Source organism: Amycolatopsis sp. NPDC021455 (genome assembly GCF_040640995.1).
Taxonomy (GTDB): Bacteria; Actinomycetota; Actinomycetes; order Mycobacteriales; family Pseudonocardiaceae; genus Amycolatopsis.
In genome coordinates, this window is the sequence record NZ_JBFACT010000061.1 from 22,899 (window position 1) to 47,510 (window position 24,612).

The 24,612-nt window shown below is 69.4% G+C and carries 26 protein-coding genes; 13 read left to right on the forward strand and 13 right to left on the reverse strand.

Annotated elements, in window-relative coordinates:
• Window positions 1-4: 4 nt before the first annotated feature.
• Complete coding sequence (locus AB0G28_RS39125) at window positions 5-427, reverse strand: protein-tyrosine phosphatase family protein (protein ID WP_361101623.1); 423 nt, start codon at window positions 425-427, stop codon at window positions 5-7.
• An 85-nt stretch (window positions 428-512) separates the two neighbouring features.
• On the opposite strand from AB0G28_RS39125, the gene AB0G28_RS39130 reads away from it, so the two are divergent.
• A complete protein-coding gene (locus AB0G28_RS39130) occupies window positions 513-1,127 on the forward strand; it encodes a DUF1707 domain-containing protein (RefSeq protein ID WP_361101712.1) in 615 nt (204 codons plus the stop codon).
• Here the strand turns inward: AB0G28_RS39130 and AB0G28_RS39135 are convergent.
• On the reverse strand, window positions 1,124-1,696 hold the full coding sequence (locus AB0G28_RS39135) for a Uma2 family endonuclease (protein WP_361101626.1): 573 nt from the start codon (window positions 1,694-1,696) through the stop codon (window positions 1,124-1,126). The genes AB0G28_RS39130 and AB0G28_RS39135 overlap by 4 nt on opposite strands.
• Before the next feature lie 114 nt (window positions 1,697-1,810).
• Here AB0G28_RS39135 and deoC point away from each other — a divergent pair, with 114 nt between their 5' ends.
• Genes deoC through AB0G28_RS39150 form a run of 3 tightly spaced genes read left to right on the forward strand, consistent with a single transcriptional unit; the run spans window position 1,811 to window position 5,077 of the window.
• Window positions 1,811-2,785 (forward strand): deoxyribose-phosphate aldolase, encoded by a 975-nt coding sequence (gene deoC / locus AB0G28_RS39140; RefSeq protein ID WP_361101629.1) that lies wholly within the window; start codon window positions 1,811-1,813, stop codon window positions 2,783-2,785.
• A complete protein-coding gene (locus AB0G28_RS39145; protein WP_361101633.1) occupies window positions 2,785-4,218 on the forward strand; it encodes an aldehyde dehydrogenase family protein in 1,434 nt (477 codons plus the stop codon). Before deoC ends, AB0G28_RS39145 begins: the two co-directional genes overlap by 1 nt.
• Window positions 4,211-5,077 carry an aldehyde dehydrogenase family protein gene (locus AB0G28_RS39150; RefSeq protein ID WP_361101636.1) on the forward strand — a complete coding sequence of 289 codons (867 nt, stop codon included), beginning with the start codon at window positions 4,211-4,213 and terminating at the stop codon, window positions 5,075-5,077. Before AB0G28_RS39145 ends, AB0G28_RS39150 begins: the two co-directional genes overlap by 8 nt.
• A gap of 34 nt (window positions 5,078-5,111) precedes the next feature.
• On the opposite strand, the gene AB0G28_RS39155 is transcribed toward AB0G28_RS39150, so the two are convergent.
• On the reverse strand, window positions 5,112-5,765 hold the full coding sequence (locus tag AB0G28_RS39155; protein ID WP_361101639.1) for a hypothetical protein: 654 nt from the start codon (window positions 5,763-5,765) through the stop codon (window positions 5,112-5,114).
• Window positions 5,766-5,769: 4 nt separating this feature from the next.
• Between AB0G28_RS39155 and AB0G28_RS39160 the strand changes: the two genes are divergently transcribed.
• Window positions 5,770-6,042 (forward strand): hypothetical protein, encoded by a 273-nt coding sequence (locus tag AB0G28_RS39160; protein ID WP_361101642.1) that lies wholly within the window; start codon window positions 5,770-5,772, stop codon window positions 6,040-6,042.
• 17 nt (window positions 6,043-6,059) lie between these two features.
• On the opposite strand, the gene AB0G28_RS39165 is transcribed toward AB0G28_RS39160, so the two are convergent.
• Complete coding sequence (locus AB0G28_RS39165) at window positions 6,060-6,698, reverse strand: helix-turn-helix domain-containing protein (protein ID WP_361101645.1); 639 nt, start codon at window positions 6,696-6,698, stop codon at window positions 6,060-6,062.
• 176 nt (window positions 6,699-6,874) lie between these two features.
• Between AB0G28_RS39165 and AB0G28_RS39170 the strand changes: the two genes are divergently transcribed.
• From AB0G28_RS39170 to AB0G28_RS39180, 3 genes are read left to right on the forward strand one after another with little or no spacing between them, the layout of a single operon-like run.
• A complete protein-coding gene (locus AB0G28_RS39170) occupies window positions 6,875-8,095 on the forward strand; it encodes a cytochrome P450 (RefSeq protein ID WP_361101648.1) in 1,221 nt (406 codons plus the stop codon).
• A gap of 10 nt (window positions 8,096-8,105) precedes the next feature.
• The gene (locus AB0G28_RS39175) at window positions 8,106-9,296 is read left to right on the forward strand and encodes a cytochrome P450 (RefSeq protein ID WP_361101651.1); all 1,191 of its coding nucleotides are present in this window, start codon (window positions 8,106-8,108) and stop codon (window positions 9,294-9,296) included.
• 37 nt (window positions 9,297-9,333) lie between these two features.
• Window positions 9,334-9,528: a ferredoxin gene (locus tag AB0G28_RS39180; protein WP_020643387.1), complete on the forward strand. Its 195-nt coding sequence runs from the start codon at window positions 9,334-9,336 to the stop codon at window positions 9,526-9,528.
• A 61-nt stretch (window positions 9,529-9,589) separates the two neighbouring features.
• Here AB0G28_RS39180 and AB0G28_RS39185 read toward each other — a convergent pair whose 3' ends face one another.
• From AB0G28_RS39185 to AB0G28_RS39200, 4 genes are read right to left on the reverse strand one after another with little or no spacing between them, the layout of a single operon-like run.
• Entirely contained in the window at window positions 9,590-10,423 is an 834-nt protein-coding gene (locus tag AB0G28_RS39185) for a carbohydrate ABC transporter permease (RefSeq protein WP_361101654.1), read from the reverse strand.
• Window positions 10,420-11,352, reverse strand: coding sequence for a sugar ABC transporter permease (locus AB0G28_RS39190; protein WP_361101657.1), 933 nt, complete (start codon window positions 11,350-11,352; stop codon window positions 10,420-10,422). Before AB0G28_RS39190 ends, AB0G28_RS39185 begins: the two co-directional genes overlap by 4 nt.
• Window positions 11,352-12,692: a sugar ABC transporter substrate-binding protein gene (locus AB0G28_RS39195; RefSeq protein ID WP_361101660.1), complete on the reverse strand. Its 1,341-nt coding sequence runs from the start codon at window positions 12,690-12,692 to the stop codon at window positions 11,352-11,354. Before AB0G28_RS39195 ends, AB0G28_RS39190 begins: the two co-directional genes overlap by 1 nt.
• The gene (locus AB0G28_RS39200) at window positions 12,679-13,683 is read right to left on the reverse strand and encodes a zinc-dependent alcohol dehydrogenase family protein (RefSeq protein WP_361101663.1); all 1,005 of its coding nucleotides are present in this window, start codon (window positions 13,681-13,683) and stop codon (window positions 12,679-12,681) included. Before AB0G28_RS39200 ends, AB0G28_RS39195 begins: the two co-directional genes overlap by 14 nt.
• Window positions 13,684-13,811: 128 nt before the next feature.
• Between AB0G28_RS39200 and AB0G28_RS39205 the strand changes: the two genes are divergently transcribed.
• Complete coding sequence (locus AB0G28_RS39205; protein WP_361101666.1) at window positions 13,812-14,792, forward strand: sugar-binding domain-containing protein; 981 nt, start codon at window positions 13,812-13,814, stop codon at window positions 14,790-14,792.
• Between the two features lie 129 nt (window positions 14,793-14,921).
• On the forward strand, window positions 14,922-15,581 hold the full coding sequence (locus tag AB0G28_RS39210) for a hypothetical protein (RefSeq protein WP_361101669.1): 660 nt from the start codon (window positions 14,922-14,924) through the stop codon (window positions 15,579-15,581).
• On the opposite strand, the gene AB0G28_RS39215 is transcribed toward AB0G28_RS39210, so the two are convergent.
• Window positions 15,469-15,795, reverse strand: a complete 327-nt coding sequence (locus tag AB0G28_RS39215; RefSeq protein WP_361101672.1) for a helix-turn-helix domain-containing protein — start codon at window positions 15,793-15,795, stop codon at window positions 15,469-15,471. The genes AB0G28_RS39210 and AB0G28_RS39215 overlap by 113 nt on opposite strands.
• 67 nt (window positions 15,796-15,862) lie before the next feature.
• Here AB0G28_RS39215 and AB0G28_RS39220 point away from each other — a divergent pair, with 67 nt between their 5' ends.
• Complete coding sequence (locus AB0G28_RS39220; protein WP_361101676.1) at window positions 15,863-16,444, forward strand: NAD(P)-binding domain-containing protein; 582 nt, start codon at window positions 15,863-15,865, stop codon at window positions 16,442-16,444.
• A 3-nt stretch (window positions 16,445-16,447) separates the two neighbouring features.
• Here the strand turns inward: AB0G28_RS39220 and AB0G28_RS39225 are convergent, their stop codons facing one another.
• Both AB0G28_RS39225 and AB0G28_RS39230 read right to left on the reverse strand, forming a co-directional pair.
• Window positions 16,448-16,594, reverse strand: coding sequence for a hypothetical protein (locus AB0G28_RS39225; protein ID WP_361101679.1), 147 nt, complete (start codon window positions 16,592-16,594; stop codon window positions 16,448-16,450).
• Window positions 16,595-16,673: 79 nt separating this feature from the next.
• Window positions 16,674-19,178 carry a DUF3516 domain-containing protein gene (locus AB0G28_RS39230; RefSeq protein ID WP_361101682.1) on the reverse strand — a complete coding sequence of 835 codons (2,505 nt, stop codon included), beginning with the start codon at window positions 19,176-19,178 and terminating at the stop codon, window positions 16,674-16,676.
• 151 nt (window positions 19,179-19,329) lie between these two features.
• On the opposite strand from AB0G28_RS39230, the gene AB0G28_RS39235 reads away from it, so the two are divergent.
• Window positions 19,330-20,586, forward strand: a complete 1,257-nt coding sequence (locus AB0G28_RS39235; RefSeq protein ID WP_361101685.1) for a primosomal protein — start codon at window positions 19,330-19,332, stop codon at window positions 20,584-20,586.
• Between the two features lie 183 nt (window positions 20,587-20,769).
• Here AB0G28_RS39235 and AB0G28_RS39240 read toward each other — a convergent pair whose 3' ends face one another.
• Both AB0G28_RS39240 and AB0G28_RS39245 read right to left on the reverse strand, forming a co-directional pair.
• The gene (locus tag AB0G28_RS39240; protein WP_361101715.1) at window positions 20,770-21,969 is read right to left on the reverse strand and encodes an MFS transporter; all 1,200 of its coding nucleotides are present in this window, start codon (window positions 21,967-21,969) and stop codon (window positions 20,770-20,772) included.
• A gap of 101 nt (window positions 21,970-22,070) precedes the next feature.
• Window positions 22,071-23,165 carry an adenosine deaminase gene (locus AB0G28_RS39245; RefSeq protein WP_361101688.1) on the reverse strand — a complete coding sequence of 365 codons (1,095 nt, stop codon included), beginning with the start codon at window positions 23,163-23,165 and terminating at the stop codon, window positions 22,071-22,073.
• A gap of 213 nt (window positions 23,166-23,378) precedes the next feature.
• Between AB0G28_RS39245 and AB0G28_RS39250 the strand changes: the two genes are divergently transcribed.
• Entirely contained in the window at window positions 23,379-24,503 is a 1,125-nt protein-coding gene (locus tag AB0G28_RS39250) for a PA containing protein (protein ID WP_361101691.1), read from the forward strand.
• Window positions 24,504-24,612: the final 109 nt, after the last annotated feature.

Genomic DNA, 24,612 nt, shown 5'->3' on the forward strand with positions numbered 1-24,612 from the left:
CGGGTCAATCTAGCCGTCCCGCGAACGTTTTCACCCAGCGTCGCTGCCAGGGCGTTTCGACGGCGCGTTCGTGGTAGTGCTCGCGCACCCACGCGACGGCGTCCTCGGCCGGGACACCGGAGAGCGTCGCCAGGCAGGCCATCACCGTGCCGGTCCTGCCCGCGCCGCCGTAGCAGGCGACTTCGACGGTCTCGGTCTTCGCCCGTTCGTGGAGGGCCCTGATCTGCCTGCGCGCGGCCGCGGGGTCGGTCGGCAGCAGGAAGTCCGGCCAGTTCACCCACTCGTGCGGCCAGGTGAGGCCGCCGCCGTGCTTGCGTCGCAACCTGCTCGTCCCCAGGTAGAGCCCGAAATCGGGCTCGGGTCCGTCGGGGCGGGGGCGGGCCAGGCCACGCCCGTGTACGCGGATACCGTCCGGAAACTCGACCATGGGCTCAGTGTCCTCCGGAAGACGGACACGCCGGGTCGTTTTCGCCGATAAGCTGCGCCGGGTGAGCGAACTGACGCCCGACCAGATGCGGGCCTCCGACGCCGACCGCGAGCGCGTCGCCCAGGTGCTGCACAACGCCCTCTCCGAAGGGCGGATCACGATCAACGAGCTGGAAGAGCGGCTGTCGACGGTCTACGCGGCGAAGACGATCGGCGAGCTGAAGCCGGTGACGGTGGACCTGCCGTCCTCTTCGGCATCCCTCGAACCGGCGACGACGCGGGCCCTGGCCTACCCGGACCAGCGCATCGGCGGCCACCCGGGTTCCCCGGTGTCGATCGGCGTGATGTCGGGGGCGGTCCGCAAGGGCAGCTGGGTCCTGCCCCCGCAGCACACCAGCTTCGCGTTCTGGGGCGGCGCGGAGATCGACCTGCGCCAGGCCCGGTTCGCGGACAAGAACTGCACGATCACGGCGATCGCCATCATGGGCGGCATCCAGATCACGGTCCCGGACGACATCAACGTGGACGTCACGGGCCTCGGCCTGATGGGCGGCTTCGTGCTGGAGGACAAGTCGGGCGCACCCCCGGCCCCGCCGACGGCCCCGACGGTGAAGATCAACGGGCTGGCCTTCTGGGGCGGGGTCGTCGTGTACCGGAAGCCGGCCAAGCGCGTGGAACCGCCGCAGATCGAAGGGGCTTAGCGCAGCCCTGCGAGGTCGATGTTCACCGTGAAGGGGTCGGTCACGGTGAACGGCCCGCCGTGCACGGCGGCCGGGGCGTAAGCCTTGGTGACCGGATCGAGCACGTACCGGAAGACCCGGACCTTCTCCAGGTCATCGGTGTTTTCGATCCGCCAGAAGTGCGGGATGCCGCCGGCCGCGTACTCGCCCGGCTTGTCGATCCGGTCGGCCGTGACCGAGCCTGGCGACATCAGTTCCACGACGAGCACGCAGTGCTCCGGCCGCAGCATGATCTCGTCCGGCAGCGACGAGTCGTACACGACGATGTCCGGTCGCCGGTTCAGCAGCGGCACGTCACGCAGCCGCAGGTCGACGTCCGTGGACACCTCGAGGCCGGGACCACAAGCCGCTTCGAGCGCGTTCGCGAGCCGCCGGGCGAAGATCTGGTGCGATCGGCGCGGGGCCGGGTTCACGACGATGGCTCCATCAACGACTTCGATGCGGCGGCAGACCTCTTCCGGTAACACTTCGTAATCGTCTGCACTGAGTCCGGATGCCGACAGTAACATCCAGTCGGGTAGAGCCGTCATGCTCTCCCTCCCATCGTCACCGCCCCGCTTGATCACAAGTCTGCATACAGACTATCCGACCCCGTCGAACCCGGACACCGCGAACCGTCGGGGGCGCCGCCTAGACTCAGGCTCATGACAGCCACGACCAGCACGTCAGCGGCGCCGGCCACCCCGGCGCCGCTGGTGGACGCGACTCGCGACGACGCGAGCCTGCGCCGCTTCCTGCTCGGGCTGCCCGGTGTCGACCAGGTCGGCGTCGAGCAGCGCGCGGCGGGCCTCGGCACGCGCAGCATCAAGAAGGACGCCAAGCGGTGGGCCATCGACACCGCCATCTCCATGGTCGACCTGACCACCCTGGAGGGCGCCGACACCCAGGGCAAGGTCCGGGCGCTCGCCGCGAAGGCGGTCCGGCCCGATCCCGAACGCCAGGACACCCCGCGCGTCGCCGCCGTCTGCGTCTACCCCGATCTGGTCGCCACCGCCGTCGAAGCGCTCAAGGGCAGCGGGGTGCACGTCGCGAGCGTCGCCACCGGTTTCCCCGCCGGGCGCACCAGCCGCGAGATCAAGCTGGCCGACACGAAGATCGCCGTCGAGGCCGGCGCACACGAAGTCGACATGGTGATCGACCGCGGTGCCTTCCTCGAAGGCCGGTACATGGCCGTCTTCGAAGAGATCCAGGCCGTCAAAGCCGCCTGTGGTGACGCCCACCTGAAGGTCATCCTCGAGACCGGCGAGCTGGCGACCTACGACAACGTGCGGCGCGCGTCGTGGCTGGCGCTGCTGGCCGGCGGCGACTTCATCAAGACCTCCACCGGCAAGGTCTCCCCCGCCGCGACGCTGCCGGTCACCCACATCATGCTGCAGGCGGTCCACGACTGGCACCGGCAGACCGGCGAGCTGCGCGGCGTCAAGCCCGCGGGCGGCATCCGGACGACGAAGGACGCGATCAAGTACCTGGTCGCCGTGCACGAGGTCGCCGGCGAGCAGTGGCTGACCCCGGACCTGTTCCGCTTCGGCGCGTCCAGCCTGCTCAACGACCTGCTGCTGCAGCGCCGCACCCAGGTGGACGGCCACTACAGCGGCCCCGACTACGTGACGGTGGACTGATGCCTGTTTTCGAGTACGCACCGGCGCCCGAGTCGCGCGCCATCGCGAACCTCAAGGATTCCTACAAGCCTTTCATCAACGGCGAGTTCGTCGACGGCTCGGGTGAGCCGCTGAAGACGATCAACCCCGCCACCGAAGAGGTCCTCGCCGAGGTCGGCACCGCATCGAAGTCCGATGTGGACATCGCGGTCAAGGCCGCGCGCAAGGCGTACAACTCGGTCTGGTCCAAGATGCCGGGCACCGAACGCGCGAAGTACCTCTTCCGCATCGCGCGGCTGATCCAGGAACGCTCCCGCGAGCTGGCCGTGCTGGAGAGCCTCGACAACGGCAAGCCGATCAAGGAGTCGCGCGACTCCGACGTCCCGACCGCCGCAGCGCACTTCTTCTACCACGCGGGCTGGGCCGACAAGCTGGAGTACGCGGGCTACGGACCGAACCCGCAGCCGCTCGGCGTCGCCGGCCAGATCATCCCGTGGAACTTCCCGCTGCTGATGCTGGCCTGGAAGATCGCCCCGGCGCTGGCCACCGGCAACACCGTGGTCCTGAAGCCGGCCGAGACGACGCCGTTGACCGCGCTCGTGTTCGCCGAGATCTGCCAGCAGGCCGAGCTGCCGCCGGGCGTGGTGAACATCCTCCCGGGCGCGGGCGACATCGGCGCGTCCATTGTGGAGCATGCCGACATCGACAAGATCGCCTTCACCGGCTCGACCGAGGTCGGCAAGGCGATCCAGCGCCAGGTCGCGGGCACGCCGAAGAAGCTGACCCTCGAACTGGGCGGCAAGGCCGCGAACATCGTGTTCGAGGACGCGCCGCTCGACCAGGCCGTCGAGGGCATCGTCAACGGCATCTTCTTCAACCAGGGCCACGTCTGCTGCGCGGGCTCGCGCCTGCTGGTCCAGGAGTCCATCGCCGAAGAGGTGCTGGAGAAGCTGCGCTACCGCGTCTCGATGCTGCGCATCGGCGACCCGCTGGACAAGAACACCGACATCGGCGCCATCAACTCGGCCGAGCAGCTCGCCAAGATCCGCGGGCTCGTCGAGTCGGGCGACGCCGAAGGCGCGCAGCGCTGGACCAGCCCGTGCCCGGTCCCGGACCGCGGGTTCTTCTTCGCCCCGACGGTGTTCGCGAACGTCCACCAGTCGATGCGGATCGCGCGCGAGGAGATCTTCGGCCCGGTGCTGTCGGTGCTGACGTTCCGCACGCCGGACGAGGCCGTCGCGAAGGCGAACAACACGCCGTACGGGCTTTCGGCGGGCATCTGGACCGAAAAGGGCTCCCGGATCCTGTGGATGGCGAACCAGCTGCGCGCCGGCGTGGTCTGGGCCAACACCTTCAACCGCTTCGACCCCGCCGCCCCGTTCGGCGGCTACCAGGAATCCGGCTTCGGGCGCGAAGGCGGCCGCACCGGGCTGGAGGCTTACCTGAATGTCTGACCGAATCTCCGTCGCGAAGACGTACAAGCTGTACATCGGCGGCAAGTTCCCGCGTTCGGAGTCCGGCCGGGTGTATCCGGTGACGGACGGCAAGGGCAAGTTCCTGGCGAACGCGGCGCACGCGTCCCGCAAGGACGTCCGCGACGCGGTGGTCGCGGCCCGCAAGGCGTTCCCCGGCTGGTCCGCGGCCACGGCGTACAACCGCGGCCAGGTCCTCTACCGGGTGGCCGAGGTCCTGGAGGGCCGCCGCGACCAGTTCGTTTCCGAGGTGTCGGCATCGGAAGGCCTCGGCGGCAAGAAGGCCGAGTCCCTTGTGGACGCGGCGATCGACCGCTGGGTCTGGTACGCGGGCTGGACGGACAAGATCGCCACGGTCCTCGGCGCGGCGAACCCGGTGGCGGGCCCGTACTTCTCGTTCACGGTCCCGGAGCCGACGGGCGTGGTGGGCGTCCTGGCGCCGCAGCAGTCGTCGCTGTTGGGCCTGGTCGAGGTCCTGGCCCCGGTCCTGGCGACGGGCTCGACGGCGGTGGTGGTCTCGAGCGCGGAGCGGCCCCTGCCGGCGATCACGCTGTCGGAGGTCCTGGCGACGTCGGACGTCCCGGGCGGCGTGGCGAACATCCTCACGGGCCACGCGTCGGAGCTGGGCCCCTGGCTGGCCTCACACGGCGACGTCAACGCCCTGGACCCGACCGGAGCCGCCCCGGCGGACCGTCCCGGCCTCGCGCGCGAAGCGGCGAACACGGTGAAGCGGGTGCTGACGGTCCCGGAGGCCGAGCCCGACTGGACGGCGGCCCCGGACCTCACGCGCCTGCGCAGGTACCTGGAGGCCAAGACGGTCTGGCACCCGCTCGGCGTCTGAGTGACACAGGAGGCCACCACGCCGTGGTGGCCTCCTAGCTCATCGTCACCGAGAAGTCCGTCAGCGTGAACCGGGCCTTACCGCCGCCGGTGGAGCAGAACTCGATGCCGTAGCCGATCTGGTTGACCGTCGGGTTCGGTGGGATCAGGCCTTTGCCGATCGCCCACGCGATCATCGCCTTCAGGTCGAGGCTGCCCGAGTACTGCGTCGCCCGCGAAACGAACGCCACGTACCCGTCGGTGTCCGCCCAGACGTCGTACGTCTCGCCGCCGGCCGTGTACGTCGTCAGCTTGTCGCCGGACGGGACCTGCTTGCGGTTCTCCGTCCACACCATCAGCTCCGAGACGCCCTTGCCGTCGCCGACGCCGTTCAGCCACAGGTCGTACGCCACGTCGTACACGCCGACGCCCGGGCCGCGGCCCGCGAACGTCGATTTGATCACCGAATAGTCGTTGAACGGCTTCCCGTTCTGGTTGTTGATGTCCTTGTGCACGTTCGGGTAGGTTTTCACCGACGAAGAATCGGGTTGGACGGAATCGACGTACCAGTTGTCGTAGGCGCACGCCCGCAGGGTTTCCGAACCGGCTTCACCGGCGTTCCACATGTTGTTGTGGACGTAGTAGCCGCCGTCCGACCAGCCGCCGTCGGGGTCGGACGTGGCGAACTCCGGGCTGCGGCAGTTCCGCACCGGCGTGGTCGACGGCGCCGCCGGTGTCGGCGGAGACGCAGGTCGGGACGCCGAAGCGCCTGCCGACGAAGGCGAGGCAGGTGCCGAGGAAGAGGGAGCGGCCGAAGACGTGGGCACCGGAGCGGGCAGCGAGGCCGGCGGGGCCGCCACACCGTCCACGGGCGTGCCGCCACACCCGGCGATCACCGGAAAGGAAATCGCCAACAACACGGCCAGCGTTCTTCGTCGCATTTTCCCGCCCGCAGCTGCAATTCGGCAGAACGAGGCGGAACCCTAACACGAAAAAGCGCGAACTCAGTCCGGGTCGAGGTCGTGAGAAGTGATCGGACGACCCGGCAGCTCGCTGCCCGGCCGCGCACCCAAGCCGTCGATCATGATGCCGACGCACCGGCGCGCCGCCATCTCGGCGACCTCCGGCGACTTCGCGCGCATCTGACGCAGCAGCGTCGCGAACAGGATCGCGATGTCGCCGGCGCCGACGTCTTCGCGGAGCTTGCCCTCGGCCTGCGCACCGTCGACGAAGCCGTCGAGGACCGCCAGGATCTCGTCGCGCAGCCGGCGGACCTCCGGGTCGTTCTTGAGGATCACCAGCGCCCGGTGCGACACCATGGCCAGCTGCACGCTCAGCTGCAGCGCCACCGACTGCCGCAGCAGCCGCTGCAGCGCGCGCCACGGCGACGCCTCCTCGGCGGCGATCGCGCGGGCTTCGACCAGCACACGCTCGAAGTTGTCCATCGCGACGGCGCGGACCAGCGCGTCCCGGTCCGGGAACCGCCGGTAGAGCGTGCCGACGCCGACGCCGGCCGCGCGAGCGATCTCCTCCATCGGCACCTCGGGACCGGAGACGGCGAAGATGCTCCTCGCGGCGGCCAGGATCTGGTCGCGGTTGCGGCGCGCGTCCGCCCGCAGGGTGGTCTCGGGGTCTGCCGTCATTGCCGTTCGCCTTCCGCTGGTCGCGCTGATTCTCGCATGGTCAGACGGCCACCGAGCGGATCCGCACTCCGTCACCCGTTAGCTAGTGGACGATGTCCTTCCGCTTCGGTACGTTGGATCAGAGAACCGGAATGTAATCCTCCGCATACTTTCTGTCCGATTTCAGGGGGTCCGAAATGACCGAAGTAGCCGAGCCGGCCACCGCCGACGCCGTCTTCCCGCTCGAGCGCAGCTGCCCGTTCGCGCCGCCGCCCGCCTACGAGAAGCTGCGCGAAGCGGGCCCGGTCCACCGCGTGACGCTGCAGTCCGGTCAGGAGGCCTGGGCCGTGACGCGGCTCGAGGACGTCCGGACCGTGCTGAACGACCCGCGGTTCAGCTCCGACCGGTTCAACCCCGGCTTCCCGATCCTGACCAGGGAGGGACGTCCGCAGCGCCGCCGTTTCACCGCGTCGCTGATCAACCTGGACCCGCCGGAGCACGGCGCCGCCCGCCGCGAGGTCGTCGGCGAGTTCACCGTCAAGCGCATGAAGGCCCTGCAGCCGCGGATCCAGCAGATCGTCGACGAGCACATCGACGCGATCCTGGCCGGCCCGAAGCCCGCGGACCTGGTCTCGGCGCTGTCCTTGCCGGTGCCGTCGCTGGTCATCTGCGAGCAGCTCGGCGTCCCGTACGCCGAACACGACTTCTTCCAGACGCGCAGCTCCACCCTGCTGAACCGGGAGGTGTCGCAGGAAGCGCGGATGCAGGCCGTGGAAGAGCTGCAGAACTACCTCGACGAGCTGGTCACCGCGAAGGAGGCGAACCCGACCGACGACCTGCTCGGCCGCCAGATCCTCAAGCAGCGCGAGGAGCACGGCGACGTCCAGCACGACGAGCTCGTCTCGCTCGCCTTCCTGCTGCTCCTCGCCGGCCACGAGACGACGGCGAACATGATTTCCCTGGGCACCGTCGCGCTGCTGGAGAACCCGGACCAGCTCGCGATCATCAAGAACGACCCGGGCAAGACCCTCGACGCCGTCGAGGAGCTGCTGCGGTACTTCACCATCGCCGAGTTCGCGACCTCGCGCGTCGCCACCGAGGACGTCGAGCTCGGCGGGCAGCTGATCCGCGAAGGCGAGGGCGTGCTCGGCCTGAGCTACTCCGGCAACCGCGACGCGACCGCGTTCGAGAACCCCGACGAGCTCGACCTCGAGCGGGGCGCCCGGCACCACGTCGCCTTCGGCTTCGGCCCGCACCAGTGCCTCGGCCAGAACCTGGCCCGGATGGAACTGCAGATCGTCTTCGACACGCTCTTCCGCCGCATCCCGGAGCTCAAGCTGGCCGCGCCGGTGGACCAGCTGCCGTTCAAGCACGACTCGTCGATCTTCGGCCTCTACTGCCTGCCCGTGACCTGGTGAGGGAGACGTCATGACCGCGGTCCACGAGTTCCCGATGACCCGCACCTGCCCGTTCGCGCCGCCCGCGGCGTACGAGGAGATCCGGGAGAAGGACCCGATCACCCGCGTCGGGCTGCCCGACGGCAGGCAGGCGTGGGTGGTCAGCAGGCACGAGGACGTCCGGACGGTGCTGAACGACCGGCGGTTCAGCGCCGACCGGCAGCACCCGGACTTCCCGCAGCTGGTGCCGGGGTTCCGGCGGCCGGACGACGAGCGGACCATGATCACCATGGACGCGCCCGAGCACGGGCCCGCCCGCAAGGCCGTGCTCGGCGAGTTCACCGTGCGCCGGATGGAGGCGCTGCGGCCGCGGATCCAGGAGATCGTCGACGGGCAGATCGACGCGCTGCTGGCCGGCCCGAAGCCGGGTGACCTGGTCGAGACGCTGGCGCTGCCGGTGCCGTCGCTGGTCATCTGCGAGATGCTCGGCGTGCCGTACGCCGACCACGACTTCTTCCAGACCCACACGGCGAAGCTGATCAACCGCGACACGCCCCCGCAGGAACGGCGGGCCGCGGTCGAAGCCGTGCGCGGGTACATGGGCGACCTCATCGCGGGGAAGGAGGACAACCCGCCGGACGACCTGCTCGGCCGGCAGATCGTCAAGCTGCGCGAAGAGGGCACCTACCGGCGGGCGTCGCTGGCCGCGACCGGGTTCCTGCTGCTGGTGGCCGGGCACGAGACGACGGCGAACATGATCTCGCTGTCCACCGTGGCGTTCCTGCGCAACCCGGAGCAGCTCGCGGCGATCCGGGCCGACCCGGGCAAGACGCTCGACGCCGTCGAGGAGATGCTGCGGTACTTCACGATCGTCGACGCGGCCACCGCGCGGCTGTGCGTCGAGGACGTCGAGGTCGGCGGGCAGCTGATCCGCGCCGGCGAGGGCGTGCTGGCCCTGGGGTACTCGGCCAACCGCGACCCGCGGGTGTTCGAGAACCCGGACGAGCTGGACATCGACCGCGGCGCGCGCCACCACGTCGCCTTCGGCTTCGGCCCGCACCAGTGCCTCGGCCAGAACCTGGCCCGGATGGAACTGCAGATCGTCTTCGACACGCTGTTCCGGCGGGTGCCTTCTCTGGAATTGGCCACTTCGGTGGACGACCTGCCGTTCAAGGACGACGCGAACATCTACGGCCTGTACCGGCTGCCGGTGACCTGGTAGAGAACGAACTGCCATCCCACCACAGGAGAGAAGGACCATGAAGATCATCGCGGACACCGGCAAGTGCGTCGGCGCCGGTCAGTGCGTGCTCACCGAGCCCGCCCTGTTCGACCAGAGCGAGGACGACGGCACGGTCATCGTGCTGAACGACCAGCCGGAGGGCGAGCTGGTCGAGAAGGCCCGCGAAGCGGTGCACGTCTGCCCCAGCCAGGCCCTCTCCCTGCAGGAGTAGCCCCAAGTCCGTGAAGGCCTCCTTCCCGGCTCTTATGGCCGGGAAGGAGGCCTTCACGGACTTACTTGACCGCGCCCATCGAGAGGCCGCGGACCAGGTGGTTCTGGGCGATCCAGCCGACGATCATCACCGGCAGCGACGCCAGCAGCGCCGCCGCCGACAGCTGCGCCCAGTACAGGCCCTCGCTCGTGATGAACCCGACCAGGAACACCGGGACCGTGCCGGCGCGGGCCGCGGTCAGGTTGACCGCGTAGAAGAACTCCGTCCAGGAGAAGATCACGCAGATCAGCGCCGTCGCCGCGATCCCGGGCGCGACCACCGGCATGATGATCTTGCGCAGCAGCGTCGGCAGGTTGGCGCCGTCGATGCGGCCCGCCTCGATCATCTCGTGCGGCACCTCGAGGAAGAACGACCGCATCATCCAGATGGCCAGCGGCAGGTTCATCGACGTGTACAGGATGACCAGCGCCCACACCGTGTCGAGCAGTTCGGTGTTCTGCGAGATCACGTACAGCGGGATGATCGCCGCCACGATCGGCAGCATCTTCGTCGACAGGAAGAACCCGAGCGCGTTCGACGTGCCCTTGACCGGCGCCAGCGACAGCGCGTACGCCGCCGGGACGCCGAAGAGCAGCACCAGCAGCGTCGAGAGGATCGTGACGAACGCCGAGTTCGACAGGTACGGCAGGAACCCGCCGCCCAGGACGTTGCCGAGCTGCTCGAACGTCGGGGTGAAGAACAGCTTCGGCGGGTCGGTGTAGGCGTCCGCCTCCTGCTTGAACGCCGTGAGGATCATCCACAGCAGCGGGAAGACGAACAGGATCGCGATCACCCAGGTCGCGACGGTCAGCGACCCCTTGCCGTACTGCTTCTTGCGGGGAGCCACGGTGGTCACTTGATGCCTCCGCTCACGGAGAAGGTGCGGAACATCAGCCGCAGCGCGAAGGTCGCCACGATCATCGTCAGGATCACCACGATCACGCCCATCGCCGACGACTGGCCGACGTCGAAGCCTTCGAACGCGCGCTGGTAGATGTAGTACGGCAGGTTCGTGCTCGCCGTGCCCGGGCCGCCCTGGGTCATCAGGAAGATGGCGTCGAAGCTGTTCACGATGTAGATCGCGCCCAGCAGCGTCGCCAGCTGCAGGAACCGGGACAGGTGCGGCAGCGTGATGGAGACGAACGTCCGCCACCGGCCGGCACCGTCCACATTGGCCGCTTCGAGGACGTCCTTGGCCTGGCTCTGCAGGCCCGCCAGGATCAGCAGCATCATGAACGGCGTCCACTGCCACACGATCTGGGCCATCACCGACGCCAGCGGGAACTCCGAGAGCCAGTCGACGTCGGTGCCGAAGACGAAGTGCAGCAGCCCGTAGGTCGGGTCGAACATCGTCGTCTTCCACAGCAGCGCGCCGGCCGCCGGCAGGATCAGGAACGGCGTGATCAGCAGCGTCCGGACGATGCCGCGGCCGAGGAACTTGCGGTCGAGCAGGATGGCCAGGCCGAGGCCGAGCAGCAGCGCGACGAACACGCACACCACGGTCAGCAGCACCGTGTTGAGCAGTGCGACCAGGAACGTCGTGTCGCTGAAGACGTCGACGTAGTTCTGCAGGCCGACGAAGTGCCGCGAGCCCGGCCGGACCAGGTTCCACGACTGGAACGAGTAGAACACGGTGAGCAGGAACGGCAGCTGCGTCACCGCGATGACGAAGATGAGCGCGGGCAGCAGCGGCAGCCGCCGCTTGGCCGCGGTGCTCAGGCCGCGTTTCTCCTCGGTCTTCGCCTGGGTTCGGGACGCCGGCGTGGATACGGAGAGCGTGGACATCACTGCACCGCCTTGTACGAGTCACCCACGGTTTGCGCGTAGTCCTGGGACTGCTTCAGCGCGTCTTCGACGGATTCGCGGCCGGCGATCGCGGCCGACAGCTGCTGGCTCACCCGGGTGCCCAGGTCCTGGAACTCGGGGATGCCGACGAACTGGATGCCGGGGTAGGGCACCGGGTTCGCCATGACCTTCTGCTGGTTCGCGTCCGCGATGCCGTCCAGCGTCGGCTTCGCGTAGGCCTTCGCCGCGTCGGCGTACTCGGGGATCGCGTACGTCGACTGCCGGACGCCCGGCGGGACGCGGTTCCAGCCGTAGGTGTGGCCGACCTTCTGCACGTACGCCTTGTCGGTCATCCAGGCCATGAACTTCCAGGCCGCGTCCTTGTCCTTGGCCACCTTCGGGATGCCCAGGGCCCAGGTGTAGAGCCAGCCACTGGCCTGGGTCTTGACGACCGGCGCGGGCGCGTAGCCGGACTTGCCGACGATCTTGCTGCTGGACGGGTCCTCGTTGGTGCCCGCCATGACCGTCGCGTCGTACCACATCGCCGCGTTGCCCTGCGTGTACCGCGTGCCGCACTCGGAGAACCCGGCACTGGAGGCGCCGACTTCGCCGTGCTGCCGGATCAGGTTGACGTAGAAGTTCGCAGCCTCGGTGAACTCGGGCGACGTCAGCTTGGCGTTCCAGTCCTTGTCGAACCACTGCGCGCCGAAGGTGTTGGCCACGGTCGTGAACGGCGCGAGGCTCTCGCCCCAGCCGGGCTTGCCGCGCAGGCAGATACCCGCGACGCCGGCGGCCTTGTCGTCGAGCTTCGCGGCGAAGTCCGCGATCTGCTGCCAGGTCGGCTTGGCCGGCATGGTGATCCCGGCCTTGGCGAAGAGGTCCTTGCGGTAGGCCAGGAACGACGACTCGCCGTAGAAGGGCACCGCGTACATCTGGTTCCGGTACGACAGCGACGTCTTGATGCTGGGGATGAAGTCGGCTTCGTCGTAGCCCGGGGTGGCCGCCATGTGCGGCTCGAGGTTCTCGAGCCAGCCGTTGGCCGCCCACTGCGGGGCCTCGTAGTTGCTGATCATGACGACGTCGAACTCGCCGCCCTCGGTGGCGGTCGACGCGGTGATCTTCGCGCGGGCCTGGTTTTCCGGCAGGGACACGAACTTCAGGTTTATGCCGGTGGCCTTCTCGAACTCCGGCGCGAGCGAGATCGCGTCCTTCATCTGCGGGTTGGACACGATGGCGATGACGAGCGTGCTGCCGCCGGTGCCGATCGAACCGGCGCCCGCACAGCCCGTGACCAGCAGCGACGTCGTGGCGAGGAGGGTCAGGAGCTTACGCACGGCCACCTCCGGGGAGGACTTGCACCTTGAGGCCCGCGCCGCTGCGCATCTTGGCCAGCGCCTCGGGGTACTGCTCCAGCGGCAGGGTGTCCGTGAGCAGCGCGTCCGTGTCGATCGCGCCGCTCGCGACGAGGTCGAGGGCGGCGCCGAAGCTGTGCAGCACGGCCATCGAGCCGACGACGGTGATTTCGTCGTTGTAGATCCGGAACGGCGAAAGCGCGACGCGGGCTTCGGCCGGGGCGACGCCGAAGACGAGCAGCCGTCCGCCGCGCCGGATCGCGTCGAAGGCGGCTTCGATGGCGGGCGCGGCGCCGGTGCAGTCGACGGCGACGTCGAACTTCTCGTCGTCGAGGTCTTCGGTATCGGCCGCTGTGGCGACGGCTCCGAGGCTCTTCGCGCGGGGCAGGCGGGCTTCGTTGCGGTCGACCACGGTGACGTGCGCGCCCGCGCGCTGCAGCAGCTGCTGCATGATCAGGCCCATGGTCCCGGCGCCGACGACGAGGAACCGTTCGCCCGCCTCGACGCCGACGCGGCGGACGCCGTGCACCGCGCAGGAAACCGGCTCGACCAGCGCGCCCTGTTCCCAGGTCATCGCGTCCGGCATGCGGTAGCAGGTGGACGACGGGACGGCGACGTACTCGGCGAAGGCGCCGTTGACGGTGTCGCCGGTGGCGCCCCAGTTCGCGCAGAGGTTGCCGTGGCCGGCGCGGCACGGGCCGCAGTAGCCGCAGAACAGCGACGGGTCGACGGCCACGCGGTCGCCGATCTTCCACTCGCCCGGCACGTCCGCGCCGAGCTCGACGATCTCCCCGGCGAACTCGTGGCCGGGGACGATGGGGTACGGCGTGGGCGGGAAGTGCCCGTCCGCGATGTGCAGGTCGGTGCCGCAGATGCCGCACGCTCCGACCTTGACGACGACCTGACGTTCCCCGGGTTTCGGATCGGGCACCTCGCCGACCCTGATCTCACCGGGCCGGTCGACGATGGCGGCACGCATGCCTACCCCTTCCTCGCCGCTCATATGAGCAACATTGACCTATCGCGTCGAGAACATGTGAAGGCATTACAGGTCTGACGTCGGCATTACGTCAACCTTTCGGCTGGATTTCGCGTTATTATGCTCAGATGAGCGCTTCTCGTAAGGGCGCTTCGCTCACCGAAGCGATGCTGCTCGCCACCGTCGCCCGGCGCTTCTACGTGCAGGGACGCTCCAAACTGGAGATCGCCGGCGAGTTCGGCGTCAGCCGGTTCAAGGTGGCGCGGATGCTCGACACGGCCATGGAGTCCGGCCTGGTCAGGGTGGAGTTCTCGCTGCCCGCGCCGGTCGACCTGGCGCTTTCGGACGAGGTGCGCTCGGCGTACGGCCTGCAGCGCGCCCTGGTGCTCGAACGCTCAACCGAGCGGGAGCCGAAGGAGGTCGTCCGGGCGAAGATCGGGGCGCTGGCGGCGCGGCTGCTGGAGGAGATCGCCGTCCCGTCGGACGTCATCGGGCTGTCGTGGGCGCGGTCGGTGAACGCGATGGCGGAGGCGGTCCGGTCGCTGCCGCGGTGCCCGATCGTCCAGCTGTGCGGGGTGCAGGCCGGGATGGACATGCGCGGGCGGTCAGTCGAGACGGTCAGCCGCGTGACGTCGGTGTCCGGCGGCGACGCGTACCCGATCTTCGGCCCGCTGGTGCTGCCGGACCGGCGCACGACGGAGACGTTGCGGCGGCAGCCGGGGATCGCGGAGACGTTCGGCCAGTTCCGCAACCTGACGAAGGCGGTCGTCAGCATCGGCTCGTGGCAAGCGGGCGAGTCGACGGTGTACGACGCGCTGGACGAGACCGAGCGCGCGGCGATCGCGGCCCGAGGAGCGACCGCGGAGGTCGCGGCCCGGCTGTTCGACGCTTCGGGCAACGCTTTGTCGACCGGCTTGGCCCACCACGTCCTGGCGATCAGCCACGAGGAGCTGATGGCGGTCCCGGAGGTGATCGCGTTGGGCTACAGCCGCCCGAAGGCGGCAGCGGTGGACGCGGTATTGAGGTCCGGCATGGTCTCGACGCTGATCACCGACGCCGCCGCAGCAGTCCCGTTGCTGGCGCTGGCGGCGAAGAACCCGCCACGCTGATACTCCCCCGGAAGTACCCCGCTCGCGGTTTCGTACTTCGCCGGGTGCAGTCCTGCGTCGCGCGGCTCCGGGGCTAAACCCGGGGCGCGCCCGATGTCCCCGGGCCTCCGCTCGGCGAGCCTGGATCCCATGACCGCAAAGACTTCTCCCCGCTGGCGCCAGGCCGTCGTCTGGCTGCACGTCGTGTCCTCCGTGGCCTGGATGAGCCAGGCGCTCGCCCTGCTCGTGTTACTGGTGTCGGGCTCGCCCTCGGCGGCCGACCGGCTCGACTCCACGCTGCTCGCACCGATGGCGAACGTCTCCGCCTTCACCGGCCTGCTCCTCGCCGGAGCCACGGCGTGGGGCTACTTCCGGCACTGGTGGGTGCTGACCAAGTTCGTCCTGACGTTCGTCCAGCTCTACGCGGGGATCTTCCTGCTCTCCTCCGCGCTGCGGGAGTCCGCGGCGACCGGTGTCGTGCCGTGGTCGCAGCCCGTGGGCACGTCGCTGATGGCGAGCGCGCTGGCCTTCCAGGCGTGGCTTTCGGTCGCCAAGCCGGGCAAGAAGACGCCGTGGTCCCCCGCCGCGAAGCCGCCGACCGCGCCGACCTGGCTGTTCGTGGCGGGAATCGGCGCCCCCGCCGTGGATGTCGCGGCCGGGCTCGCGCTCGGCTACCCGCTGCCGGCGGTGGAGCTGATCATGCTGATCGTGCTGCTCGGCTTTGAGCGGCGACGACGTCGTCGCCGTGTTCGGCGGCCCAGCGCCCGAAGCCCTCGATCGGCTCCAGCAGCGTCGTCCCCAACGGTGTGAGCGCGTACCCGCCTTCGCGGCGTTCGATGAGGCCGTCGAACTCCAGGCGCCGCACGGTTTCCGTGAGCACCTTCGCACTGATCCCGCCGATCAGGCGACGCAGTTCGCCGTGCCGGCGGGGGCCGTTGCGGAGGGCCCACACCACCACCGGGTTCCACGTGTTGGCGACCAGGTCGAACGCGAGCCGCGTCCGGCAATCCGCGAGGAAGTCCATGGTTACCGTTCGGTTCCTTCCCGGGTTCCTACCGTCGTGCTGGTACAGCCAAGCACAAGGAGGAAGCATGCGGATCGGGATCTTCGGCACGGGCGGGATGGCGGACGCGCTCGGCACGCAGTGGGCGCGCGCCGGCCAAGAACTGATGGTGAGCGGCCGGTCCGACCCGGGCGCCCTGGCCGCGCGGCTCGGCGCGGCCACCGGAACCTGGCGCGAGACGGCCGTTTTCGCCGACGTGCTGCTCCTGGCCGTCCCCGCCGGAGCCATCGGCGAGGTGCTCGCCAACGCGGGTCCGCTCGCCGGGAAGGTCCTGGTGGACTGCACCAACGACCCGGGCCTGACGGGCACCCCGGTGGCGTCGCGGATCACCACGGAAGCCGCCGTGGTGAAGGCCTTCAACCTGGCCCACGTGGACGTCTGGCGGATGACGCCCCCGGTGTTCGACGGCCGCCCGCTGTCGGTCCCGCTGTGCGGCGACGACCCGGCGGCGCTCGAAGCGGTGAGCACCCTGGTCCGGGACATCGGCGCAAAGCCGGTTCACGCGGGCGGCCTCGACCGCGCGGCCCTGCTGGAGGCGACCGCGGCGTTCGCCATCGGGCTGTGGTTCGCCGGCGAAGACGCCCAGGCGATCCTGACGCCGGTGAGCTGAGCCTCAGAGGCCGTATTCGATGGCGGTGGCGTTGGGGCTCGCCAGCAGCGCGTACTCCACCATCGATGCAGCCGACGCGGCCGGAGCGACGGCCACGACCACCGCCGCGGCGAAGAAGATTCCGGCCAGCACACGCTTGACGTTCCCCATGGTCCCTCCCAGGTCGCGAAGCCTCCACGCTAACCCGAAACCACGCCGCCGGACTGCGCCGTTGAGCGCAACCCGGCGGTCAGTGCGCGCCCACCTCGGTCACCCGGACCACCGCCATCCCGGCCTCGTCCGACGCCGCCAGGTCGACCTCGGCGCTGATGCCCCAGTCGTGGTCGCCCGCCGGGTCGTCGAAGATCTGCCGCACCTTCCACACGTCCGGCTGCTGCTCGATCATCAGCAGCGCCGGGCCGCGTGCGTCCGGGCCGGTGCCGAGCGTGTCGTACTCCTCGAAGTAGTCCTCGATGGCGTCTTCCCACGCTTCGGCGTCCCAGCCCGACGCCGCGTCCAGCTCGCCCAGCACCGCCCACGCCCGCCGTGCGAACAGCTCGACCCGGCGGAACAGCTCGTTGCGGACCAGGACGCGGAACGCGCGCTCGTTGCGCGTGACCGCGGGCGGCAGCTCCGGCGGCCGGTGCGACGGCGGGCCTTCCTCGGTGGGGTGGCGCAGCGCCTCCCACTCGTCCAGCAGACTCGAGTCGACCTGCCGGACGAGTTCGCCGAGCCACTCGATCAGGTCCTGCAGCGGCTCGGTCTTGGCCTCGTCCGGGACCGTGTGGCGCAGCGCGTCGTAGACGTCGGCGAGGTAGCGCAGCACCAGGCCTTCCGACCGGGCCAGCTGGTAGAAGCCGATGTACTCGACGAAGTTCATCGCGCGCTCGTACATGTCGCGCACGACGGACTTCGGCGACAGCTCGTAGTCCGCGACCCACGGGTGGCCCTGCCGGTAGCTGCGGTAGGCGTTGTTCAGCAGCTCTTCCAGAGGCTTCGGGTACGTGACGTTCTCGAGCAGCTCCATCCGCTCGTCGTACTCGATGCCCTCGGCCTTCATCGCGTTCACGGCCTCGCCGCGCGCCTTGAACTGCTGCTGCGAGAGCACCGGCCGCGGGTCGTCCACAGTAGATTCCACAATGGACACGACGTCGAGCGGGTACGACGGCGACTCCATGTCCAGCAACTCGATCGCGGCCAGCGCGAACGGCGAAAGCGGCTGGTTGAGCGCGAAGTCGAACTGCAGGTCGACGGTGAGCCGGATGATCCGGCCCTGTTCGTCCGGTTCGGACAGTCGTTCGACGACGCCGGCGGCGAGCAGCGCGCGGTAGATCGCGATGGCGCGCAGGATGAGCTTGCGCTGCGACGCGCGGTCCTCGTGGTTGTCCTCGAGGAGGTGGCGCATCGAGTCGAAGGCGTTGCCCGGCCGCGAAATCACGTTCAGCAGCATCGAGTGCGTGACCTTGAAGCTGGACGTCAGCGGCTCGGGGTCGGCCGCGATGAGCCGGTCGAACGTGCTCTCGGTCCAGTTGACGAACCCCTCCGGCGCCTTCTTCCGGACGATCTTCTTTTTCTTCTTCGGGTCGTCGCCCGCCTTCTCGAGGGCCTTGGCGTTCTCGACGACGTGGTCGGGCGCCTGCACGACGACGTAGCCGTCGGTGTCGTAGCCCGCGCGTCCGGCCCGGCCGGCGATCTGGTGGAACTCGCGCGCCTTGAGGTGCCGCTGGCGGACGCCGTCGTACTTGGTCAGCGCGGAGAAGACGACCGTCCGGATCGGCACGTTGATGCCGACGCCGAGGGTGTCGGTCCCGCAGATCACCTTGAGCAGGCCGGACTGGGCCAGGGTCTCGACCAGCCGGCGGTACTTCGGCAGCATGCCGGCGTGGTGGACGCCGATGCCGTGGCGGACCAGCCGCGAGAGCGTCTTGCCGAAGCCGGCGGAGAACCGGAAGTCGCCGATCAGCTCCGCGATGGCCTCCTTCTCCGCCTTCGACGTGACGTTGATGCTCATCAGCGTCTGCGCGCGCTCGATGGCCGCGGCCTGCGAGAAGTGCACGACGTAGACGGGCGCCTGGCCGCCGTTGAGCAGCTCGGACATGGTCTCGTGCAGCGGCGTCAGCGCGTACCGGAAGGTCAGCGGGACCGGGCGCTGCGCCGACGTGACGACCGCGGTCGGCTTGCCGGTGCGGCGGGTGAGGTCCTTCTCGAAGAAGGACACGTCGCCCAGGGTCGCCGACATGAGGACGAACTGCGCCTTCGGCAGTTCGAGCAGCGGCACCTGCCACGCCCAGCCGCGGTCGGGCTCGGAGTAGAAGTGGAACTCGTCGGCCACGACCTGCCCGACCGGGGCCTCGGCACCGAACCGCAACGCGATGTTCGCCAGGATTTCCGCCGTGCAGCAGATGATCGGGGCGTCCGGGTTGACGCTCGAGTCGCCGGTCATCATCCCGACGTTGTCCGCGCCGAAGATGTCGATGAGCTGGAAGAACTTCTCCGACACGAGGGCCTTGATGGGCGCGGTGTAGTAGCTGCGGCGGCCCTGGGCGAGCGCGGTGAAGTGCGCGCCGACGGCGACGAGGCTCTTCCCGGAGCCGGTCGGCGTCGAAAGGATGACGTTCGATCCGGAGACGACCTCCATCACCGCCTCCTCCTGCGCCGGGTACAGCTCGATGCCCCGTTCGGCCGTCCAGGTCGTGAACGCTTCGAAGAGGGCATCGGGGTCGGGATCCGCAGGCAGGAGGTCTGTGAGAGTCATCAGGCGTCCATCGTGCCATCCGCTCGTCGCAAAGTCGGCAGGGGCGATCGCATCGCGAGTGGGAAACCCGTAGGCTTCGCGGTACCGCGCGTCGACCGGGTGATACTTCCGGTCCCGCGCGCACACGGGCGGTACTCCGGAGGGCTTAGGAATGGCACAGGACATCATCCCGATCGAACTCGGCCTGCCGCAGGGCGACGTCGTCACCCTGTGGGCGCCGCGCTGGCGGGAAGACGGCGAGGAGTGGGAAGCGTTCCTCGGCGACGAGGACGACCTGTACGCCTTCCCGGACGCGGCCCACCTGGCCGCCTTCGTCCGGACGTCCGAGCGGCACGACCTGCTCGACCACCCGGCGTGGGACGCCGTGCCCTCGCTGAACGTGCCGGAGCTGATCCCGGACGAGGACCACACGTACGACCTCGTCGGCGTGCCGGAGCTCGTCGCCGAGGAGCCCGACGTCTGGCACATCGCGGAGCTGGCCGAGATCGTCGGCATCGTGCGCTCGCTCGCCGACGTCTGCGACCTCGAAGAGGTCCACGAGATCCTCGACTCGACCGAGGGCTTCTCGCTGCTCGACCAGGGCACGCTGCCGTTCACCGGGAGCGTCGGCGTGCAGGTGTGGAACGACCTGTCCGAGACGGTGTCGCAGAAGTGGGACACCATCCTCGACGCGATCGACGGCCTGGTGACCCAGCCGGAGGTCGACGAGAAGGTGCTGGAGCAGACCGCCGAGGAGCTGGCGGCGTTCCACGAGGAGTCCGCGGAGGCCGAGGCCGGCGCCGAAGGCGAAGAGGACCTCGAGGTGATCTCGTCGGACGATGACGACTCCGAGGACGAAGAAGAGGGTCCGGTCGGCTTCTGGGCCGAGGTCGGCATCGACCCGATCAAGATCATCACGTCCGGCGCGGAGTACTACACGCTGCGCTGCTACCTCGACGACGCGCCGGTGTTCCTCGGCAGCGAGGGCGAGATCGACGTGTTCACGTCGTCGGGCGCGCTCGCCCGCGCCCTGGCCGACGGCAAGGACCTGGCCGACACGGACCTCGCCGACGTGTCCACGTGGGACGAGGTCCTGGCGAAGGCGACGGCGGGTGAGCTCGAGATCGAGGTCGACCCGGAGAACACGTACGTGCTGACGGGCCTGGACGCGGACATCGCGGAGGGCCCGGAGGCGATCGACCCGACGCAGCTGGAGCTGGCGGTCGAGCTGATCACGGACGCGGCGGACTGGGCGGGCGACGACTCGGCCGAGACGGCCCTGGCGGGCAACGAGAGCCTGGGCTGGCTGGTGTCGTTCGTGCTGCGCCCGGACCCGTCGCGCCTGGAGCCGTCGGCGCCGTTCGACGCGGAGCAGAGCGCGTGGCGCAAGCTCGTCGAAACTTTCGAGAACCGCCTGACGGTCGCCTGAGTCTCACCTTCGAAGGCCGCCTCCCGTGGTCGGGGAGGCGGCCTTCGTCGTGTCGTCCTCCCAGACACGCGTGTCGACCCCTCAATCACGCGTGTCGACCCTCCAAGTCCAGGCCCGCGTGACTGAACGGTCGACTCGCGTGATTCGAAGGTCGACTCGCGTGATCGGAGGGACGACACGGCATCACGGCTCCGGGTGTTCGGCGCGGACCGGGACCACCGCCACCGCCAGGGCCGGGAAGATCGCCGCCACGCAGAAGGCGAGTGCGTACCTGCTGTCGCCGATCACCAGGCCCAGGAGCGGTGGCGTGAGCGAGGCCGCGATGTTCTGGCCTGTGTTCTGCGTGCCCATCGCCCGTCCGGACCACGCCAGGCCCGCCAGCTCCGCCGACGCCGTGAAGCCCAGGCCGTTGTCGGCCACCGTGATGATCCCTCCCAGCGCCAAAGCCAGCAGGACCAGCCACGGCCAGGACGCGTCCCCCAGCGCGACCAGGAGCATGACCAAGCAGCTCAGCACCGCCAAAACCCGCATCGGGCGAAGACGGCTGCCCGCGCGGTCCGACCACCAGCCCGACCCCAGCCGCCCCAGGGCGCCCAGGACCTGGACCACCGCCAGGTACCAGCCCGCCGTCAGGGGGCTCCAGTGCTGCACCGCGACCAGGTACACCGGCGCGAACGCCGACACCGCGAACTGCGGCACCACCAGCAGCGCGCTCGCCCCGTGCACCCGCCACAGCGCCGCGTGCCGGTACGGCGAGGGCGGCCTCTCCCCGATAACCGAGCGAGGCGGGCGCGGCGGGTCCGTCACCAGCCACGTCACCAGCAGCGCGACGACGATCGCGAGCCCGGCCGGCAGCAGGACCGCCGCCCGGAATCCGTAGTGCGCGGCCAGCGGCGGCAGGCCCAGCGCGGCGACGCCCACGCCGAGCGGCTGGGCCGTCTGGCGGATCCCCATCGCGACGCCGCGCTCGGACTTCGCGAACCAGCCCATCACGACGCGACCGCTCGCCGCGTTCACCGAAGCTGTACAGGCGCCGGCCGCCAAAAACACCCCAAAGAGGAGCCCGACCGGGTGAGTTCCCACCCCGGCGTACACCAGGAGTAACCCCGAAAGCCCCAGGCCGAGGGCCATGATGACGCGCTCTCCGTAACGGTCCGCAGCCGCGCCCCACACGATCAGGGTGAACAACAGCCCGATGCTCGGCGCCGCGACGACCGTGCCGGCCTCCGCCAGCGTCAGCCCCTCGGCCGCGCGCATCGCCGGGACCAGGAACGGGAGGCCGTAGAGGAACGAGCAGCTCGCGGTCTGCGCGGCGAGGCCGAGCGCGAGGATGAGCCAACGCCGTGGATTTGCCTGAAGCTGACCGCTCGCGACCTGCGCCATCTTCGTCACCGTCTCAAATAATGAGAACAACTTCCTATATAGTGAACAATAGTTGGCACAGCTAAGGACCGCAAGCACGTTGCGGTCCGAAGCGGGGAAGGTCAGGCGAGGGCGGCGTACCCGGGCTTGATGACGTCGTCGATCAGCGCGATCCGGGCGTCGAAATCGATGAACGCGGATTTCATCGCGTTGATCGTGAACCAGCGGAAGTCGTCGAGACCATAGCCGAACGCCTCGTGCAGCGCGGCGAATTCGCTGGTCATCGTGCATCCGCTCATCAGCCGGTTGTCCGTGTTCACGGTCACCCGGAAGCGCAGCCGCTCGAGCAGGCCGATGGGGTGCTCGGCGATCGAGCGGACCGTGCCTGTTTGGACGTTCGACGTCGGGCAGATCTCCAGGGGGATGCGGCGGTCGCGGACGTACGCGGCCAACCGTCCAAGGTGGACCGTGCCGTCCGCGTCGGTCTTGATGTCCTCGACGATGCGGACGCCGTGCCCGAGCCGCTCCGCGCCGCAGTGCTGAATGGCCTCCCAAATGGACGGCAAACCGAACGCTTCCCCGGCATGAATGGTGAAATGCGCATTGTTCTGACGCAGATATTCGAACGCGTCGAGATTGCGGGTCGGCGGGAATCCGTCCTCGGGTCCGGCGATGTCGAACCCGGCGACGCCGGCGTCGCGGTAGCGGACGGCGAGGTTGGCGATCTCGAGCGCGCGGGCGTGCTGGCGCATCGCGCAGAGCAACGTCCCGACCCGGATGCCGCCACCGTTCGCGGCCACCCGCCGTGTGCCCTCCGTGAACCCCGCCTGGACGGCCTCGACCACCGCATCGAGTGACAGTCCGCGTTCGACGAACAACTCCGGGGCGTAGCGCACCTCGGCGTAGACGACGCCGTCGGCGGCCAGGTCCTCGACCGCCTCCGCGGCGACCCTGACCAGGGCTTCCTCCGTCTGCATCACCCCGCAGGTGTGCGCGAAGGTCTCCAGGTAGGAAACGAGTGAGCCGGAGTCGGCCGCACGGCGGAACCAGCTGCCCAGCTCGGCCGGATCGGTGGTGGGCAGACCGGCGTATCCGGTGGCGTCGGCCAGCTCGGCGACGGTCGCCGGGCGGAGGCCGCCGTCGAGGTGGTCGTGCAGCAGCACCTTGGGTGCGCGGCGGAGTGTCTCGGTGGGCAGAACAGGGCTTTCGTCAGGCATCCCCCAACGGTAACCTCGTTGTCATTCCCCTACATGGCCGTAACTCTCAGGCTCGGGCTAACCCTCAGCGTTGAGGATCATGTCCCGAATCGGCCATCCGGGGGCTGCCTCCGCAATAGCCTCTTCACGGGGGCCATACAGACAGCAATTTTTGCAATCGATAAGCTTCGTGGCACGTCCCTCCATTTCCCCGCCGACGAAGGACACACAGCAGTGACCACTGACAACCACATTGCCGCCCCGTCCTTCGACCGGATGCGCAACATGCTGGTGCGCGCGGCCGAAGTGCGTGAGAGCGAGCAGCAGCAGATCTTCGACGCGCTGGACGACATCTACGCCCGCCTCGCGCCGGTGGACTCGCTGGGCGCCGTGCGCAAGCGGCTGTCCGAGATGCCCGACCGCACCGAGGTCAGCGTCCTGGCCGAACGCCTCGACGAGGCGATGTCCCGCCTCGAGGCGCAGGACAACGTCCTCGCGGCGCTGACCCGCGCGATCGAGGCCCTGCCGGACAAGCTCGCCAAACCCTTCGCGCAGCTCGACGGCCGCCTCGACGGCGTCGCCGCGCGCTTCGAGGGTGTCGCCGGGCGGATGGACGGGCTCGAGGACAAGCTCCAGAACATCCACCGCCGGCTCGACGAGCTGGGCGGGCACCTCGACAAGCAGGACGCGAAGCTCGAGTCGCTGCCGCAGTCGGTGCACGGCCCGGTCCGCGAGCGGATCGAGCAGGCCGAGGCGACGCTGCGCGAGCGCGTCGACACCACGGACCACGAGCTCCGCGGCAAGGTCGACGAGCTGAGCCGCGTCACGCAGGAGCGCGTCGGCGAGCTCGGCCGCACCACGCACGAGCGGATCGACGCGAACACCGAGGCGCTCAAGGTCGCGCTGACCGAGACGGGCGAGATGATCGACGCGTCCGACCGGCTGGAGAACCTGGGCAACCGGCTCGAAACGGTCACCTCCCGCCTCGACGACCTGGCCTCCCGCCTCGACAAGGTCGAGGACGGCTTCCTCTCCGGCCTCGGCGACCTCGACGGCGCGCTGAAGGCGGGGCTGTCGAAGGTCGAGGGCACGCTGTCGAAGCAGCCGGACACCGACTCGGTGGACACGCTGGTCCGCAAGAGCAACGACGAGAGCGTCCGCCGCATCGGCGGCCAGCTCGACGAGGCGATGGCGACGTTCGCGGAGCTGATGCTCGGCGGCGGCCCGGCGGTGCAGCAGATCGCCCCGCCCCCGCCGGCCCCGCGCCAGCCGCGCCGCAGCTCCCGCAACGGCCGCGCCCCCAAGCCGGCCGACGCCAAGGCCAAGGCAGGCGAAGGCTCCGAAGAAGCCTCGGAGTAAGACCGGACGAGAAGGCCCCCGCCGGGTTCCGGCGGGGGCCTCTTCATGCCTGGAGAAGACGAGGGGCGGGCCTCCGGCCCCCGTCTTCCAGCTTACCGAGCACCACCGA